The organism is Pseudomonas sp. DTU12.1, assembly GCF_009873475.1.
Lineage (GTDB): Bacteria > Pseudomonadota > Gammaproteobacteria > Pseudomonadales > Pseudomonadaceae > Aquipseudomonas > Aquipseudomonas proteolytica.
In genome coordinates, this window is the sequence record NZ_CP045254.1 from 4,201,567 (window position 1) to 4,217,646 (window position 16,080).

A 16,080-nucleotide genomic window follows, 5' to 3' on the forward strand; every position below is an offset into this window, starting at 1 on the left:
GGGGAGTGGACTACGTACGAACGGTGCCGCGTTCTTGTAGGAAATTTCCTACCGATAGCTCAGGCCAGATAGCGCTCCAATCGCTCGCCGAGGTGTTCCATCTGTTGATGCAGCGCATCCACCGCCTCGGTCAATTGCGCAGAGTCCAGCCCGTTGCAGGCGGTCTCGAGGTCTTCACAGCAGCGAATCAGCCCCTGGGCCTTGATGATTCGTGCGCCGCCCTTGACCCGGTGAGCCAGGTCGGCAAGGCCTTGCAAGTCGTGTCGAGTAAACAACTGCATCAGGCGCGCCATGTCCTGTTCATTGCTGGCGGCCAGGTCACCCAACAGGCTTTTGATCGAAGCAATGTTGCCGCCGGCCAGATGCTCAACGCTGGTCAGGTCGATATCGTCATCTGTGGAACATCCGGGGGGAGCACTCCCCTGCTCCGTCGCCAGGCCGGCCAAGCGTGCGCTCAAGTCCTTGAGGCTGATGGGCTTGAACAGGCAGTCATCCATGCCGGCGGCCAGGCACCGGCCCTTCTCTTCCGGCTGTGCATTGGCGGTAAACCCCAGAATCAGACTCGGCGGTACGCCGCGGGCAGTTTCTTCGGCCCGGATAGCCCTCGCCAATTCGTAGCCGTTCATCAGCGGCATATTGCAGTCGGTGATCACCACATCGAACTGCCCGTTACGCCAGGCCCGCAGTCCGTGGGCACCATCTTCGGCGTCCTCGACCCGGTGCCCCAGGTAATTGAGTTGCTGGGTGAGCAACTGGCGGTTGGCCGGGTAGTCATCAATAACCAGAATGCTCAAAGCGGGGCTCGTTACTGCCGGCTCATCCTCGACCGGGGTAACGTCGGCCAACGGCTCAAGCGTGGTCAGGTCAAGCCTGACGTCGATGCGAGTGCCTTCCCCCAATGCGCTGTCGAGGGTCAGGTGCCCTCCCATCATTTCGCAGAGAGTGCGGCTGATGACTAAGCCCAGGCCCGAGCCGCTGCGCGCCGACTGGTCATTGTTGCTGGCTTGCGTAAAGGGGCTGAACAGGCGCTTCTGGTCCTCTTCGCCTATGCCGATACCGGAGTCCTCCACCCGTAACCTCAACGCCAACTGTTCCTTGCCTGCCTGGGCTCGAACACTCAAGCGCACGTGGCCCTGGGCGGTGAACTTGATGGCGTTGCTCAGCAGGTTGGACACGATCTGCTTGAAGCGCAGCGGATCGATCAGCACATCGCAATTGACGCCGGCCTCCAGGTCCAGCTGCAGTTGCAGCTGTTTCTGCCGCGCCAGGCCTTCAAAAATGCGCACCACCGATTCCAGCAACTCCCGCAGGTTGGCGCGCTCCGGGTTCAGGGACAAACGCCCGGACTCGATTCGGGCGATGTCAAGAATGTCGCCGATCAGGTCTAGCAAACCACGCGCCGCGCCTGAAGCGACATCAATCGCAAAACGATCCATCACGCCCTGGTCGGCCTTTTTTGTCGCCAGTTCGAGCATGCCGATCACCGCGTTCATCGGCGTACGGATTTCATGGCTCATTGTCGCAAGGAAGGTCGTCTTGGCGCGGTTGGCGGCGTGGACGTCCTCCAGCAGACGCTGGCGCTCGCTGATGTCGATCCAGCCAGCGATCATGCCGCTGACTTCGCCCGTGCTGCTGCGGTACGGCAGCATCCAGTGGTAGATGGTCAGTACTCGGCCATCGGGCATGATCAAGCTGCGATCCTGCAACTGCGCCTCGCCGCTTTCCATCACCTGCAGGTAGTCACGGTGATACGCCGCGGCCTCATCCGGATCGCCCAGTACACCGTCCAATACGGTCTTGCCGATCACCTGCTCGCGCTCGACGTTGAACACTTCCAGGTAACCGCTGTTACAGATCAGCAGCTTGCCCTGGCGGTCGCGCACATAGATCGGGTGCGGTGTGCCGTTGATCAATACCCGCATGAACTCAACCTGGTCGCTCAACGCCTGCTCGGCCTGCTTGCGCTTGCGCATCAGCATCCGCAGGTAAGCGATCCAGCCCAGGGCAATCAACAGCAACACGGCGGCAATCACGAAACCCTGAATGATTGCGCTGCGGTTGCGCAGCCAATAGCTGTCGCCCACCACCACCTCGCTGCGCCAGCGATTAGTCAGTTCGTCCATTTCCTCGGGGGCGATGCTGAGCAGCGCTTTGTCCAGGATAGAGAACAGTTCCAGCGAGCCGCGGGCCGTAGCAAAGGCCATGCGCGAGTTGGTAACGCCCACGGTGCTGGTGATACGCAAGCGATCGCGGTATTGCCGTGAAATCATATAGCGTGCGGTGATCAGCGAGTTGACCGCTGCATCAGCCTCGCCATTGGCGACTTTCTCCATCGCGTCATGGGCGCTGTCGGCATCCACCAGGCGGATGCCCGGGTATTGCTCGGTTAGCATGTCGCGGCTGGAGTCGCCGCTGATGACCGCCAGTCGCTTGCCATGCATATCGTCCAGGGTACTGGGGCTGCCGGCCGTGGTACGACTGACCAGTACAAACGGCGTGGCCAGGTACGGGCGGGTAAAGCGCAGGACCGCTTCGCGCTGTTCGCTTGGGGTAATGGTGATCAGCAGGTCAGCCTCGTTGCTGGTGAGGGAGTCGATCATCTCGCGCACCGAACTCACCCGCTGGATATCAAACTTCAAGCCGGTGCGCAGGGCCACCTTGGCCAGGACGTCGGCGCTGATACCACGAAATTCGCCGTCGGCGCCGTAGAACGACATTGGCAGGAAGCCTTCATCAATCGCCACCCGCAACCGTGGGTTCTTGTCCAACCACCGCTGCTCACTGACGCTGAAATGCAACGGATGCTGACCAGGCATGCTTGCTCCGCCTGCGCTCCAGCGGCGCAGGATGGTCTGGCGCTCGGTAACCGGGACCGCCGCCAGTGCCGCATTGATTATCCGCAGCAGGCGCGTGTTATCACGCTTTACCGAAAACGAAAAGTTGCTGACTTCCAGGCGAGAGAAGTCCGCCAGTTGCACGTTGTTCAGGTAGTTGCGGTTGATCAGATAATTGGCACTGATCGCGTCCCCCAGGTACACATCGGCTTGGCCGAACGCCACGGCGCCTATGGCGCTGAGGGTGGACGGGTACAGCTGCAAGGCGGCCTTGGGATAAAAGTCTTCCACGGTTTTGGGTGGCAGGTAGTGGTAAAGCATTGCCACGCGCTTGCCGGCCAGTTCGGGGTCGAGGCCCTGGCTGTCGCCGACCCGGCTGACCAGGGTCGGCTGGTCCTCTGCATAGGCGTCAGACAGCTGAAGCTCCGGGTCCGCCGCCTCAAAACCGTTGGAACTGCCCAGCATATCGACGTCGCCAGACTTGAGCGCCGCCAGCACCTCATTGCGCGAGGCATACCGCTGCACGCGCACGTTGACGTGCAGCAGCTGCGCCATTAACTGCGCGTAGTCGGCTGTGAAACCTTCATAATCGTGGCGGTTACTGGTGATGCTGAACGGCGAGTAGTCCGGCGCCGAAGACCCCAACACCAGCGTGCCCTTGCTCCGTAGCCAGCCCCAGTCGGCCTCGTCCAGGCCCACGCTGTAGTCGCTGACGTCGGAGCGACCGTGCAGCTTGAGCATTTGCGGCGCCGCCAGGGCATGGCCCAGGGAACCGAGCCACAGGAGGCCCAGCAAGCCGTGTCGAAGAAAAATGTTCATTCAGATGAGGTTATTACGCTTGGCAAAATCGGCCAGGTACACCACCGATTTGACGTTGAGCTTTTCGATCAGGCGAGTCTTGTATGTGCTTACTGTCTTGTTGCTGATCAGCATGGCGTCGCCGATTTCCTTGTTGGTCAGCCCTTGGGACAGTTGTTGCAAAATCGTCAGTTCACGGTCAGAGAGATTCTGGATCAACTCGTGGTCCGTGGCCTCGAGATCACTGCGCCGTACCGAGCTGTGTGCCAGGTTGGGAAAGAAAGTGTAGCCGTCCATCACCGCCTTGATCGCCTTGGTCACTTCCTCCATGTCATTGGTCTTGGAAATAAACCCTGCCGCACCGGCTTTCATGCAGCGCATTGAATAGAACAGCGCCGACTGCGAGGTGAACACCAGGATTTTACTCGGCAGGCGCAGGGACGCGATTCGGTTAAGCACCTCAAGGCCGTCGAGCTTGGGCATGCCGATGTCGAGAATGATCAGGTCGGGCACATGCTCGCGTGCCAATTGCACGGCATCTGCGCCGTTATCCGCTTCGGCCACGACTTCGAACTGAACCTGGCTGAGCAGCATCTTGACGGACGAGCGAATGAAGGGATGGTCATCCACAACCAAAGCGGTATACATGTAACCTCCTGTAAGGCGCGCCGGAAGGCTTCGGTCGACGCAAAACGATGGATAAACGACCAGCCGACGCGTCGCTCAAGTTACACGAACACGACTGAATTGTAGGAAAATTCTGAGGTTTTGCCGCCTAACTCGCCGGCGAAGTTACCGGCTGTACGTCCTCACGCGCCAGCCAATGCAGGAGGTCGTGGCCGGTCATTGGCCGGGCCAGGAAAAACCCCTGGCCCACTTCACAACCGAGGCTGATCAGAGCATCACGAATATGCCGGCTGCTGACGCCTTCAATCACCAGGCTCATGTCCAGCGAACGGGCCAGGGCCAGAGTGCTGCCGACCATGGCTTGGCTACGCGGCTCATTCAAGGTGCGGATAAGGTCGCCATCGAGCTTGATCTGGTTGAACGGCAATTGGCACAGCAACTTGAGTGACGAGAAACCCACGCCGAAATCATCGATCGACAAGCCGCAGCCCATCAAGCGCAGGCGCAGCAGGTTTTCCTGGGTGGGAGATTGCAAGTCCAGCAAGCCGTTTTCAGCCAGCTCGAACACCAACACCGAAGCGCACAGGCCGTAGCGTTGCAGTGCGCCCTGGATATGCTCGATCAGACCATGGCGGGCCAGTTGCGAAGCATGCAGGTTAAACGACATTTCCAGCTCGGAGCCCTGCCGATGCAGCACGGCGAGCAATTTCAGGCCTTGTTCGAGCAACTGCTTGAACATTTCATCGATCAGGTCATAGGCCAGCACCGCTGCGAGGAAATCCTTGGGCAACAATAAACCACGGGCAGGGTGTTCCCAGCGCGCCAAAGCCTCCACGCCAGCGAGACTGCCATCGTTCATCATCCGCTTGGGCTGGAACCAACCGCGGAACTCGCCCAGGGCCAGGCCCAGGCGTATCTCTTCTTCGCTGGGCAGCGGTGCCCCCGCCGGAGGCTTGAGTGGTGCCGGCGGTACCGACCGATAGCGCTTAAGCAAGTGATCCAGCGCTTGTGGCTGCAACGGGGTACTCAGGATGCCAAGTAGTTGTACACCCGAAAAAAAATCCATGTGGCTCAAGGCCCGACATAGCTCCGGACGCATCTCATTGGACAATCCAACGGCCTGCACCAGACCGATTTGGCTGGCATAACGCAGGAACTCCACTTGCTCAGAGCTCTTGCTCCCCAGGTTGCACAGCACAATATCCACGCCGCCGGTGCGCTGCATAAGGATCATCGCCTGTTCGCTGGTGCTGGCTTGCAACACCTGCCTTACTCCGAGCCGACGTAACATATTGACCAGAGCGCTGCGCCGGGGACTGTGGTTTTCCATTACCAGAACACGTGGTGAGACCATCTTCATCAACCGCTTTGCAGACTCGAAGATGGCTATAGTGGCGGGCCAAGCTAACCCTACCCGAAGGAAATAGCCGTTCCGACTGTAGGAAATTTCTCACTGCAATTAATAGCTGATTACAGATGACATTACGCTTTGAGACTTTGTCTGAACGGTATCTCTGTCGGGACACGCACACTCTTCTGCGAAGAAAGAAACTCGGCTCAATGCCCTTTGGTCACTCAACCCGCGAGCAATAAGGCAGTGCTGTCGCGGAGCGTTAAACGGCATAGCGCTGGTGCATTCGAAGCTTGTAACGTAGTCCGTGATCGAACGTGCGCTTATGGCCGTTAGCACGCCATCATGAAAGGCAGCTTAGGGTCGATTACTGCCGGTCAAGCGCAAGGTCAACGGCTTTATCGGTGATGGATTGGAACTACTAATTCTGTAGACCACAAAACACAAGGCATACAGACAACTCCAAAACTTCCCGTACCACTTCCGTACCAACACCAATCCCATACCCTGAAGCCATTCCCCCTTAACCCTGACTGAAAAAACTCAAGCATTGCCACCGCTATGCTTGAGTTTTTCGAGAAGAGTTGCCCACAGATGATCGCTGGCAAGGGCACAGGATCGAGCTAAAATGCTCGCCCCGATTGTTCAGGAAAGGAAATTATATGCGAGCTGGACACAAGCGCGATTGCTCAATAGACGGCACTGAGTTTCTACTTCGCATGGCATTAATTGAGGATGTCGAGTCATTGGCACACCTGCGATGGAACCTCTGCACAGACGACGCCCCCGATGCGGATCCATTCGAAAAGCTGAAATTCATTGAAGCATTCAAAGATGCCTTGCCTAAAATTTCGGAACCCGGCCACATCGTTCAATTTGTCGCTGAAATCGAAAAATCAATTGTCTCCGCCCTGTCGGTTGTTAAAGTCCCAAAGATCCCAAGCCCTGATGATCTAAAAGGGTGCTGGGGATACTTGACCAATGTCTACACACTGCCCGAATTCCGTAACAAAAGAATCGGAACCGCCTTATTGGCTCATGCTCGTCACTGGGCAGAATCTCAACAGATGGAATTGTTAGTCGTCTGGCCAAGTGACCGAAGCTATCCGTTTTACGAGCGCGCCGGGTTTTGCCGTGAACAACGAGAGCAAGACCCACTGGTTCTGATTCTCGGGACACAGGGCTGAATTTCACTATCCGCTTTGGGTCGGTTACTGCCAGGCAGGCGCAATACCAACGGTTTTATCGGCGATGGATTGGAACGACTAAACCAAAGAGCCTTTAAAACAAAGGCCTACAGCTAACCCAGCTTTAGCTCGTACCACTTATGAACCATCGGACTCCTTTCGATCCATACCTCCGCCCTGACTAGCCGCCTTAGGCATCAGGCAGATAACGACCCAAAGCTGACGCTCAGGAATTCACGATCCGTTTCTCTACAGTGCCCCGGTAGAAAGCTAGAAGATCTTCTCTAGTCGATAGGGACAATGTTTCGTCCGCCTGGCAACGAAGAGTCGATGAACACAAACCAAATTGGATGACGATGACGTCCCGTTCCTGCTCACTACGATTGGGTGAGCCGCCGTGCAGAGTTGCGGAGTGCAGTGCCAGACAAGCACCAGGCGCCACATCAGGATAAAGCGCGGTTTCGACAGGTGTGTCGGTTTGAATGTGGGAGCCCGGAACTACCGCTGTGCCGCCATTGCGAGCAGACATGAACTGAAGCGGGATCAATAACCGCAAAGTGCGTCCGTCATGGCTGGCGAAGTATTTATTGTCAGCATCCCGGTGCCACCCGATGGCAGGGCCAACCTCGCTGGGTTTGCGTGTGAGATTGCAGAAATGAAATAGCAGATCGCTAGAAGCGCATTCGAGTAGTTCGGCGACGCAGGTCCAGATGGACTTCAGGGAGAGTAGCCGCGCAAAGCGTGGCTCCAGGGCGATGAGGTCGCCGATAATGAAAGGTTCGTGCATCCACCGATCTGGTTCAATGTCTGGATTGCGCTGTGGGTGTTGCCGGCTAACGTCACCAATGGTGATCCCAGCAGATAACGCAGTCGGATCACCGCCCCGATAGCGATTAACCAATTCGGTGACCAGTTCTCGTGCGAACGCCAGGTCTTGTTCACAAATGAGTCCGGGTATTACTGAATAGCCATGGGAGGCAAATTTCACAGTCCTTGTGTTCAAAGCAGACTCCGGTCGCCAGCTAGTCGATGTTTCAGGTGAGGCGAGCCTACGACCGCACAGGCGGGGAGTCCATCTTTGTCCGCTTCTGGCCGACTGTAGCCGGTCGAAAAAGACCGAAACCAACCAATAACGAACATTTAGAGCAGGGCGCAATAAATCTGTCCCGTCCCGTCTGTGCCTTGGCTTTCCCTCGGTCCCGTTCCCTCAGATAGCGGCCCACCTAAACTCAGATTTTCAACAGCGTATCCGTGATTATTCCTGAAAAGGTCGTCTCCACCGGCCCGGTGAGAAAGACTGGTCCCACGCCATCCCATTGAACCGTTACAGCTCCCCCGTCACATTCAACCTCAACGCAATTGTCTAAAAAGCCACGACGAATTCCATTGACCGCGGCGCCACAACAGCAGGAACCTGACCCCAGCGCAATGCCCCCTCCGCGCTCCCAAATACGCAACCGGATGTGCTTTCGGTCAATGATCTGGACGAAATGCACGTTCGTCCTGAGGGGAAACAAAGGGTTGGTTTCAATTACTGGCCCAATCGTCGCTATCTCAACGGCTGACAGGTCATCCACAAAATAGGTGCAGTGCGGATTTCCCATGCTACAAGCTGCTGGGTCACCGGCAAGTGGCAACACCGAAGTATCCATTTCAAGAGCCAGAGGAATATCCGACCAGTTGAAAAGCGGCTTTCCCATATTGACGGAAATGGCGCCGGTTGAAGTGCGTTCACAAGTCAGCAGGCCACGGTTGGTTCGCAGGGCTACCGACGTAATATCGGATTCGCGCATCAATATATCCGCCGCCCCCCGCGTTGCGCTGCCGCAAGCGTCCAGCGATGAGCCATCCGCATTCCAGAACATCAAGCGCGCATCTGCATCATCGCAATCGAGCATCACCGCGATTTGATTGAAGCCGATTCCTCGATTGCGATCTCCCAATAGCCCAGCCAAATTGCTTGCGATTGGATTGGGGGAAGCTCGCGAGTCTACGACAACGAAATCATCGCCATTGGCGTGCATTTTATGAAAACCCAGCGGCATAAATAGACCTGGCAGCGAGACATGATGCATTGAGGTTTTAGAGCGATCTATCCCTGGAGGAACATCCGCTCGAACATTCCAGCCATAGACTCGAGAGCCCGTGGGTAGTCGCAGTCATGTTGCGGCAAGCATCAGATCCAGATTCTGCACCGCCGCTCCAGCGGCTCCCTTCCCCAGATTGTCAAACACTGCAGCCAACACAACCTGCCCCGTTTCATCATTTGCACACACCACCAATCGCAAACTATCAGTCCCGTTGAGCGCCTGAGGATCAAGGTGGGTCAACCCTTTGGCCTCCTGCATCGACATCACCTGTACATGGTCTGCATCGATGTAGTGCTGCGTAAGGCACGCATGCAACCGCAGCGCATCCACGCCCGGCGCCAATAACCGAAGTTGCAACGGTATGGTCAGCACGATCCCCTGCCGAAAAGCCCCGTAGGCCGGCACAAACATCGGCCGTTCCATCAGACCGCTTTGCTGCTCAATCTCCGGAATATGTTTGTGTGCCAGCCCCAGGCCATAAACCTGAAACGCCGGCGCCTGCGATGCGCCCTCTCCCTCATGCTCTTGCACTCCGGCGCGCCCTTTTCCGGAATAGCCCGACACCGCATGAATGTTCGTCGGGAAGTCCCTGGGCAGTAGCCCGGCCTGCAGCAATGGGCGCAGCAGCCCTATCGCCCCCGTGGGATAGCAACCGGGATTGCTGACCCGCCGCGCCGTGGCGATGCGTTGGGCCTGCTGCGCGTCCATCTCGGCAAAACCATAGGTCCAGTCTGGATGAGTGCGGTGCGCCGAACTCGCATCGATCACCCGAACGGCGGGGTTTTCGATGCTCGCTACAGCGTCGCGGGCGGCTTCGTCGGGCAAGCAGAGAATCGCGATGTCGCAGGCGTTGATGATTTCGGCACGACGTTGCGGATCCTTGCGGTGTTCGGGGCTGAGGCTGATGAGCCGCAGATCGGTCCTGCCGCTTAAACGTTGGTGGATTTGCAACCCGGTGGTGCCTTGGTCGCCGTCGATGAATACAAGGGGGCTTGCCATGGAATGCTCTCGCACATAGGAAATCAGGAGCTGCAATCTTCAATCCGGGGCTAAGATAGGAAAAGTTGAATTTCCAAACGATGAAATTCAGTTTTTCTGAACAAGGAATGACTCATGCGCGAAATCAGCCTGGACCGTCTGCGCACGTTGGTGGCCATTGCCGACCTGGGTTCGTTTGCCGAGGCGGCCCGTGTGCTAAACCTCGCGCCACCCACGGTCAGTTTGCATATCGCCGACCTGGAGTCGCGGGTTGGCGGCAAGCTGTTGTCGCGCACGCGTGGGCGCATTCAGCCGTCGGCGATTGGAGAAACACTGGTGGAGCGCGCGCGGCGCCTGTTGGCGGATGCAGAGCAAGCGCTTGAGGACGTGCAGCGTCAGGTGCAGGGCTTGGCCGGACGTGTGCGACTGGGTGCCTCCACCGGGGCGATCGCACAGTTGATGCCGCAAGCGTTGGAGACATTGAGCCAACGCCATCCCGCTATCGATGTGCAGGTCGCGGTGCTCACGTCGCAGGAAACATTGAAGAAGCTTGCCGAGGGCTCTTTGGAGATCGGTCTGGTCGCGCTGCCACAGACCCCGGTGAAGGGATTGCGCATCGAGCCCTGGCGGCGGGACCCGGTCATGGCTTTCTTGCCGGCACGCTGGGATTGCCCGGATGTGGTGAACCCTGGTTGGCTGGCCGCTCAGCCATTGATTCTGAATGACAACACCACTCGGCTTTCGCGCTTGACCTCGGAGTGGTTCGCCAATGATGGACGACAGCCCACGCCGCGCATTCAACTGAACTACAACGATGCGATCAAAAGCCTGGTAGCGGCCGGTTATGGCGCGACGCTGTTGCCCCATGAAGCCTCAACGCCATTGCCCGATACCAGGATCGTCATGCGGCCATTACAGCCCTTGTTGTGGCGTGAACTCGGTATTGCCCACCGTGGTGGGGACGTCGAGCGGCCGACGCAACATGTGCTGGATGTGTTGTGGGGGTTGAGCGCGGGCTAAAGCAATGTTGTCGCTCTCGAACATTGCAGCCCTGAGATGTCCACGAAAGCCCGGTCGATTCACCCTGGGGCAGAAGCGGACACTTCGGCTGTCATCTCCAGGCGCTGCTGCCCGTCAAAGCCGGTGGGTTTTAATCTGGAGTCCTTCATCCTCGTCCGGCGCCCGAAAGTAGCGAGTGATCAGATCGAACTGCGCATCTGTCGCAGAAAACTCATGTTCGGCGCGGCGGTTGCGCCTATGCAACCGGCCTCGACATATGTCCTCGTCCACCTCAAGGTAGTGGACACAATGGGGAACCTCGGCTGAATCAGCGAGGCTGCGCAACCATCGTCGATCTTCAGGTGTGTTGGCGGGAAAATCCAAGACCACCGTCACGCCCGTATTGAGCATATCGACGACGAGCGGGCCCAGCACCTCTCTAATCTGACGTGAAAGACGCACGTAATCGGTGACTGACTTGATCTGATCAGGGTAAAGCCGCGACAGCCAATTATCCTCACTCAGCAGGATCGCCGACTGTTCGGCTGCCAAGTTTTTGGCGAGCGTTGATTTACCGGATGCAATCTTGCCTGACATCAGATGAAGCACGGGTTTTGGCATAGGGGCGTCTCCTTGTCGAAGCCTGATGATGCTCATACAAAAGCGTCGAAGCAACCGCAGATACCTCACCTTGCGCTCCGGGTCGTTTTCAGCCGGTCGCGCTCGGCATTGCAGGCGCCCTGTGCCCATTGTCAGTCAGTAAGCGTATTCCTCAACCGCCCACTGTCGTACCCTTCCCATGTCGACAAACCCGAGGTTGCCATGGAAAACAGCCCAGCCCACACAATCATCGTCATCGGTGCCGGTATCGTCGGCGCGTCCCTGGCCTATCACCTGGCCACCAAGGGCGCAAAGGTCACCCTGATCGAGGCCCAGGATATCGCCTGCGGCGTAACCAAGACTTCATTCGCCTGGATCAACACCACCCATCCAGCCCCCGACCCGATTGGGCAATTACGCGATGCAGCCATCCAGGAATATCATCGCCTCCAAGCCCAGCTCCCAGGGCTGGAGATCCGTTGGACTGGCGCCCTGACTTACGGCGCAGCACCTGTGCCTTCAGCCGTTCGCGTATGCCGTTCGCAGATTCTCGACCTTGAGCCCAACCTCAAGCATCCACCCGAACAAGCAACCTATGCCGCTGAAGAGGGTGCCCTGGATGCCGTGGCCGCCACCCACGCGTTGGTCAATGGTGCCCAGGCCCATGGGGCCACGGTGCTCACCCAGACTCAGGTGCTGGGCTTTGCCACTCAAGGTGATCAGGTAACAGGGGTCGAGACGCCAAGGGGGTTTATTGCGGCCGATGTGGTCGTGCTGGCCGCGGGCACAGGCACTGCGAAGCTGGCTGAGATGCTCGGCGCCGAGCTCCCAATCAACGCCTCCCCGGCGATTTTCATCCGCTACAAGACCCACACCAGCCTGGTAAAAACCTTGATCTCCAGCCCTGAAATGGAAGTTCGGCACGCTGCGGACGGTACGTTGCTGGCGGCAGAGGATTACCTGGACGACACCCTGGACAACCCGCCAATGGCGATTGCACGACGCACGGCGCAAGCGATCCAGAATGAACTCCAAGGCGTGGTCAGCATTGAGCCTGAACTGGCCTGCGTCGGGCTCAGGCCAATGCCGGCCGACGGTATTCCCATCATCGGTTACCTGCCACAGGTCGGCGGTGTGTACGTGTGCGCCATGCACCCTGGGGTGATGTTGGCGGCGGTGGTGGGACGTCTTGCCAGTGAAGAGATCATCGACGGCAAGGTATCCTCTGCGCTTGCTCCATGCCGTCCTGATCGATTTGTCCGTTGCCCTGCCACCTAGGGCAACACGGCATTCTTGAAGATCGGTTCGCTGTGCAGCACGCGAACGCCTTCCGGACCGCTTTCAAGCAGCCGGCGCTCGCCACCCGCGTTGATCTGTCGTGAACATCAAATACCGGAGGTCCCTGCATGAGTCTGCCAACTATCCGCCTCGACACCTTGCTCACCGGCCGCGTGCAGCCATTCACCCGCCCAGGCACCCAGAGCGCCATCGATAAACAGCCGCAACAGGGCCAACTGAAGGTCTCCACCCTGGGCCTTCACGGCGACGAACAGGGCGACCTGCGCGTGCATGGCGGGGTGGAAAAAGCCATTCACCACTACCCGCTCGAGCACTACGCCCGTTGGGCCGACGAATTGGGCGCTCATCCCTTGCTGACGCAGCCGGGGGCCTTTGGCGAGAACTTCAGTACCACCGGCTGGAGCGAGCATGACGTCTGCCTGGGCGATCGGATTCGGGTCGGGACGGCATTGCTCGAGGTGTCCCAGGGACGCATGCCGTGCTGGAAGCTCAGCGACCGCTTCGCCGTCGCCAACCTGGCCCTGCGCGTGCAGCAGTCGGGCCGCACCGGCTGGTACTACCGGGTGCTGGAGGAAGGCGTGGTGAGCGCGGGCGATAGCCTGCAACGGGTCGAACGGCCCTTTGCCGAGTGGTCACTGGCTCGCTTGTCCGCCGTGCTGTTCGACAAGCAAGTAGAGACCGAGTTGTTGCGCGAATGCCTGGCGCTGCCGCTGGTGCCGTCATGGCGGCGTACCCTGGAACGGCGCCTGGAAAAAGGCATGACCGAGGACTGGGGCCCGCGCCTGCAAGGTTGAAACGCAGCGCAAACACTGAGCTGCGTTGCCCCAGGCCAATAAATGTCTGGATAATGCCCAGCTCCCACGCCGATAAGGACATCCCCGCCAATGAAGTTGCCCACGCCTACGCTGCTGCTCGCCTCTGCCCTGCTGCTGCCGTCCCTGGCCCATGCCAACGACGCCGCCTTGACCGACACGCTCAAGGCGTTCACCCAGTGTGACGCCCGTTTCTTCAACAGCCTGCACGCCCACGGCGATGCCTGGCAGGCCTATGCGCCGCTGGTGCGGGAGAAGAACACCACGTGGATCGCGGTTAAAAATCGCGCCAGCGGCGAGGAAAATTCAGTGCTGGTCAGCGCCCCGCCGATTGCCGGCTTGAAGCTGTTGTCCTACTTCGACGAGAGCACCGACCTCGGCAAATTGGGGCTCTACTATTACTGGGGCTTTGTGGTTGAAGGCGGTGTCGAGGAGGTGGCCAAGCACATCGCGCCGCTGCTGGAACAACCTGGGGCGTTGCAAAAAAACAGCCCAGTGTATGTTCGCAGCGAGCTCAAGGTCGGCGACCAGTGGCAGGCCATGCCGCCCCAGCCCGGCTCAGCGCCTGGCACGCGTCGGGTAGAGCGGGTGCTGCTGGTCGAGCCGGAAGGCAAACAGGGCACGCAGTCGCGGGTCAGTTGTTCGCTGCAGGGTGGCGTGGACGGTGCGTTGCTCGCCCGCTTGCGTCCAGACATTGCGCCGGCTGACTATCCTCGAACCGTGGCCGAAACTCATATCGACGATGTCCAGGTGCCGACCAGCGTGCTCCAGCGCCTTGATTCGCCGCTGCTGCAACCGAAGTTCAAGACGCTGACCTACACGTCCCAGTCCACCAAGGATGACGGCAGCAAGGATAGCCCGGTTTCCGAGACGTTCACCGCCCAGGGTGGCTTGCTGAAGAAGAAGGAGATCTACAGCGAGCGCTTCAACGTCGACCGCCTCACCCAGGCCGACCTGATCCAGTTGAAGTCGAAGATGAATGGCATAGGCGATGGGCGCGTACTGCTGACCCACGAAATCACGCTGGATATTCCGCCAACCTGGACCCCTGGCCAAACGCTGAGCGCACGCATGACCATGGCTGATGTGCCGGCCAAGCCGACCGACACATCCCGCATCACGCCCTTGACCTGCGTGGTGGGCCAACGCTTTCCAGCGCGGCAGGTGTTTGCCAGCTTGACGGGCGACGCGATCAAACTGGAATGCGACCAGGGCGAGTATAAAACCACGCGCGCGTTTATCGAGGACTTGGGGCTCGCCATGACCTTGGAGTCAACGTCGGACAAAATCCATTACGTGTATGAATACACCGCGCTGGATGTAGTGCGTTAACCCAAAGCCCAACCGACCTGTGGCTAGGGTGATGACCTGTGGCGAGCGGGCTTGTCGGAACGCCGCATCGCCCGCGCTGGGCTGCGCAGCAGCCCCAAAATCAGCTACCTCGGATTATCTGGTAAAACTCGGAGTGTTTATTGGGGCTGCTGCGCAGCCCAGCGCGGGCGATGCGGCGTTCCGACAAGCCCGCTCGCCACAGGGGTTGTTCGCGCCTGATAAATGGCAGCGCGAGCCCGCTCGCCATACTGATATCATCCAGGCATTAACGCGCTGAGTAGAAAGCATGAACCGTCGTAAGAAACTCAACCAGATTTTGAAAGCCAACGCCAAGAAGGCCAATGCCAAATTGGCCCCCAAGAGCAAAGACAAGTACATCAGCAAGGCCGACCGGTTGAAACTGGAAGCCGAAGCTGCCCTGGACACGCCAATTGCCTCTGACACGCCCAGCTGATTCAGGGCACTCTAGGCCCGCACAGCAGTCTGTTCCCAGACACCCCACTCTCGCCCGGCGGAGCCTCCCATGATGATTGTTCACCACCTCAACAACTCACGCTCGCAGCGCATTCTCTGGCTGCTCGAAGAACTCGGCCTGCCCTACGCGCTCAAGTGCTATCAGCGCGACCCAAAAACCAACCTCGCGCCACCAGAGCTCAAGGCGATCAATGCGCTGGGCAAATCGCCGGTGCTTGAAGATGGCTCACGTGTGGTGATCGAGTCCGGCGCCATTGTCGACTACCTGATCCGCCGCCATGGCCAGGGCCGCCTGCAACCGGACCCCGCCACAGACGCCTACGACACCTACGTGCAATGGCTGCACTTCGCCGAAGGCTCGGCGATGCTGCCACTGATGCTCAACCTGTATGTCGGCCGCCTGGGTGAAGCCGGCGCGCCATTGCATCCGCGGATCGAGTCGGAACTGGCCAATTACCTGGGTTACCTGAACAACGCCCTGGCGCAGTCAACGTACCTGCTGGGTGAGGAGCTGAGTGGCGCGGATATCCAGATGAGTTTTATTGGCGAAATCGCCAAGGCCCAGGGCAAGTTGCAGGCCTACCCGAACCTCGCCGCGTGGGTCCAGCGGTTCCAGGCCCGGCCGGCCTATCGCAAGGCGCTGGAACAGGGTGGGGAATATGCGTTTGCCAAGTAAACAGCCGGGTATTGAGTAAACGC

14 protein-coding genes are annotated in these 16,080 nt (G+C 58.8%); 7 read left to right on the forward strand and 7 right to left on the reverse strand.

The genetic code is table 11. From position 1 onward, the window contains the following. Positions 1-59: 59 nt before the first annotated feature. From GDV60_RS18450 to GDV60_RS18460, 3 genes are all read right to left on the reverse strand, one after another. On the reverse strand, positions 60-3,653 hold the full coding sequence (locus tag GDV60_RS18450) for a transporter substrate-binding domain-containing protein (protein ID WP_159908357.1): 3,594 nt from the start codon (positions 3,651-3,653) through the stop codon (positions 60-62). Next, positions 3,654-4,280, reverse strand: coding sequence for a response regulator transcription factor (locus tag GDV60_RS18455; protein WP_029294068.1), 627 nt, complete (start codon positions 4,278-4,280; stop codon positions 3,654-3,656). Positions 4,281-4,407: 127 nt separating this feature from the next. Further along, on the reverse strand, positions 4,408-5,523 hold the full coding sequence (locus tag GDV60_RS18460) for an EAL domain-containing protein (RefSeq protein ID WP_256679319.1): 1,116 nt from the start codon (positions 5,521-5,523) through the stop codon (positions 4,408-4,410). A gap of 749 nt (positions 5,524-6,272) precedes the next feature. On the opposite strand from GDV60_RS18460, the gene GDV60_RS18465 reads away from it, so the two are divergent. After that, positions 6,273-6,797: a GNAT family N-acetyltransferase gene (locus GDV60_RS18465; RefSeq protein WP_104910623.1), complete on the forward strand. Its 525-nt coding sequence runs from the start codon at positions 6,273-6,275 to the stop codon at positions 6,795-6,797. Positions 6,798-7,023: 226 nt separating this feature from the next. On the opposite strand, the gene GDV60_RS18470 is transcribed toward GDV60_RS18465, so the two are convergent. From GDV60_RS18470 to argC, 3 genes are all read right to left on the reverse strand, one after another. Further along, the gene (locus GDV60_RS18470; protein WP_218585574.1) at positions 7,024-7,800 is read right to left on the reverse strand and encodes a phytanoyl-CoA dioxygenase family protein; all 777 of its coding nucleotides are present in this window, start codon (positions 7,798-7,800) and stop codon (positions 7,024-7,026) included. Positions 7,801-8,026: 226 nt separating this feature from the next. Further along, entirely contained in the window at positions 8,027-8,842 is an 816-nt protein-coding gene (gene dapF / locus GDV60_RS18475; protein ID WP_159908361.1) for a diaminopimelate epimerase, read from the reverse strand. A gap of 114 nt (positions 8,843-8,956) precedes the next feature. After that, the gene (gene argC, locus GDV60_RS18480) at positions 8,957-9,886 is read right to left on the reverse strand and encodes an N-acetyl-gamma-glutamyl-phosphate reductase (protein ID WP_159909277.1); all 930 of its coding nucleotides are present in this window, start codon (positions 9,884-9,886) and stop codon (positions 8,957-8,959) included. 114 nt (positions 9,887-10,000) lie between these two features. On the opposite strand from argC, the gene GDV60_RS18485 reads away from it, so the two are divergent. Beyond that, a complete protein-coding gene (locus tag GDV60_RS18485) occupies positions 10,001-10,885 on the forward strand; it encodes a LysR family transcriptional regulator (RefSeq protein ID WP_159908363.1) in 885 nt (294 codons plus the stop codon). A 114-nt stretch (positions 10,886-10,999) separates the two neighbouring features. Here GDV60_RS18485 and GDV60_RS18490 read toward each other — a convergent pair whose 3' ends face one another. Further along, positions 11,000-11,485 (reverse strand): ATP-binding protein, encoded by a 486-nt coding sequence (locus GDV60_RS18490; protein ID WP_159908365.1) that lies wholly within the window; start codon positions 11,483-11,485, stop codon positions 11,000-11,002. Between the two features lie 201 nt (positions 11,486-11,686). Here GDV60_RS18490 and GDV60_RS18495 point away from each other — a divergent pair, with 201 nt between their 5' ends. The 5 genes from GDV60_RS18495 to GDV60_RS18515 all read left to right on the forward strand — a co-directional run bounded on the left by GDV60_RS18495 (position 11,687) and on the right by GDV60_RS18515 (position 16,057). Continuing rightward, a complete protein-coding gene (locus GDV60_RS18495) occupies positions 11,687-12,742 on the forward strand; it encodes an FAD-binding oxidoreductase (RefSeq protein ID WP_159908367.1) in 1,056 nt (351 codons plus the stop codon). A 128-nt stretch (positions 12,743-12,870) separates the two neighbouring features. Then, entirely contained in the window at positions 12,871-13,557 is a 687-nt protein-coding gene (locus GDV60_RS18500; RefSeq protein WP_070994543.1) for an MOSC domain-containing protein, read from the forward strand. Between the two features lie 90 nt (positions 13,558-13,647). After that, positions 13,648-14,907, forward strand: coding sequence for a hypothetical protein (locus tag GDV60_RS18505; RefSeq protein WP_159908369.1), 1,260 nt, complete (start codon positions 13,648-13,650; stop codon positions 14,905-14,907). Positions 14,908-15,193: 286 nt separating this feature from the next. Continuing rightward, positions 15,194-15,361, forward strand: coding sequence for a DUF2986 domain-containing protein (locus tag GDV60_RS18510; protein WP_159908370.1), 168 nt, complete (start codon positions 15,194-15,196; stop codon positions 15,359-15,361). A 69-nt stretch (positions 15,362-15,430) separates the two neighbouring features. Then, positions 15,431-16,057, forward strand: coding sequence for a glutathione S-transferase family protein (locus GDV60_RS18515; protein ID WP_159908372.1), 627 nt, complete (start codon positions 15,431-15,433; stop codon positions 16,055-16,057). The last annotated feature ends 23 nt before the right edge of the window (positions 16,058-16,080 follow it).

Excerpts from the sequence above, each read along its gene's own strand:
- GDV60_RS18450 (WP_159908357.1), bottom strand. The coding sequence starts at position 3,653 with ATGAACATTTTTCTTCGACACGGCTTGCTGGGCCTCCTGTGGCTCGGT.
- GDV60_RS18455 (WP_029294068.1), bottom strand. The coding sequence starts at position 4,280 with ATGTATACCGCTTTGGTTGTGGATGACCATCCCTTCATTCGCTCGTCC.
- GDV60_RS18465 (WP_104910623.1), top strand. The coding sequence starts at position 6,273 with ATGCGAGCTGGACACAAGCGCGATTGCTCAATAGACGGCACTGAGTTT.
- dapF (WP_159908361.1), bottom strand. The coding sequence starts at position 8,842 with ATGCCGCTGGGTTTTCATAAAATGCACGCCAATGGCGATGATTTCGTT.
- argC (WP_159909277.1), bottom strand. The coding sequence starts at position 9,886 with ATGGCAAGCCCCCTTGTATTCATCGACGGCGACCAAGGCACCACCGGG.
- GDV60_RS18485 (WP_159908363.1), top strand. The coding sequence starts at position 10,001 with ATGCGCGAAATCAGCCTGGACCGTCTGCGCACGTTGGTGGCCATTGCC.
- GDV60_RS18490 (WP_159908365.1), bottom strand. The coding sequence starts at position 11,485 with ATGCCAAAACCCGTGCTTCATCTGATGTCAGGCAAGATTGCATCCGGT.
- GDV60_RS18495 (WP_159908367.1), top strand. The coding sequence starts at position 11,687 with ATGGAAAACAGCCCAGCCCACACAATCATCGTCATCGGTGCCGGTATC.
- GDV60_RS18500 (WP_070994543.1), top strand. The coding sequence starts at position 12,871 with ATGAGTCTGCCAACTATCCGCCTCGACACCTTGCTCACCGGCCGCGTG.
- GDV60_RS18505 (WP_159908369.1), top strand. The coding sequence starts at position 13,648 with ATGAAGTTGCCCACGCCTACGCTGCTGCTCGCCTCTGCCCTGCTGCTG.
- GDV60_RS18510 (WP_159908370.1), top strand. The coding sequence starts at position 15,194 with ATGAACCGTCGTAAGAAACTCAACCAGATTTTGAAAGCCAACGCCAAG.
- GDV60_RS18515 (WP_159908372.1), top strand. The coding sequence starts at position 15,431 with ATGATGATTGTTCACCACCTCAACAACTCACGCTCGCAGCGCATTCTC.